Source organism: Brasilonema octagenarum UFV-OR1 (assembly GCF_963888615.1).
GTDB lineage: Bacteria > Cyanobacteriota > Cyanobacteriia > Cyanobacteriales > Nostocaceae > Brasilonema > Brasilonema sennae.
Genome location: NZ_CAWPKW010000021.1, coordinates 1 through 933, shown reverse-complemented (window position 1 = coordinate 933; position 933 = coordinate 1). Strand labels below are relative to the sequence as shown.

General features: G+C 38.4%; 1 protein-coding gene. It reads right to left on the bottom strand.

Annotated features, from left to right (window positions below):
- Positions 1 to 105: 105 nt before the first annotated feature.
- On the bottom strand, positions 106 to 933 hold an 828-nt coding region (locus AC5590_RS00990), incomplete at its 5' end, for a phosphopantetheine-binding protein (RefSeq protein ID WP_248277457.1).

The window sequence follows — 933 nt, the reverse complement described above, 5'->3', positions numbered from 1 at the left end:
TGAAAATTATTAACCGCCTTAGCGCAGCGTGTCCGCAGGACATAGACGCCAAGGACCCCAAGAAAAGAGAGAATTTTACAATATTTAGGATTACTATATTTAGTACTATCGTTGACTTCTTTTCTCTCTTCGTCTTTGACCACGAGAAATACTTTGCTCAGCAGAAACTGTTTCATTCTGCTCAGGGCATATAATGTTTACAAGAGAGTTTATTGTTGGTGCTTCGTAAATGCTTTCTATAGGCATTTTAGTATCCAATCTTTTGTTTAACAAAGAAATAGCCTGAAGGGCTGTTAGAGAATCACCACCCAACTCAAAGAAGTTGTCGTGAATGTTCACGTTGTCAAAACCAAAGAGTTCTTGCCAAATGTCAGCAATAGTTTTCTCAACCTTTTTACGGGAAGTAGTGGAAGTAACCGGGAGGGACTCAGTCGCTAAGTTAAAGGATGAAGCAGTCAAATTATTTGATAATCTATGAGTTTGATGGGTTATCAACTCTCCACTATTTTTTGAAATATTTTCAGATGGTAAAAATCCCCCTTGTTGCATTTCAACTACACTTTCCATGACTGCCCAAATCACCTGATCAATATCTTCATCAGTATGAGCTGTCGATAGATAAAGGGTGCGTCCTTCCCAGACATAAATCCCTTTTTCAAGCAAGTGATAAAAAAGCAAATTACTAAGTTGAGTCTGGCAATTAAAACGGAAGAGAGAGCCAAAATTAACGACTTTAATTGGTACTTGCTTTTGTTCAAAGTAACTATTAAGAATCTCGGCTAATTGGGTTGTCCGTTGATTTAACTTTTCTTGAAGTTTGGAACCGCTGTTCTTGATATGATTGAGTGCAGCCCAAGCGACAGCCATGACGAGAGGATGCTTGAAAAAAGTACCAGCGAAAAAAGTTGTTTTCACCTGGGGATAAGATTCATC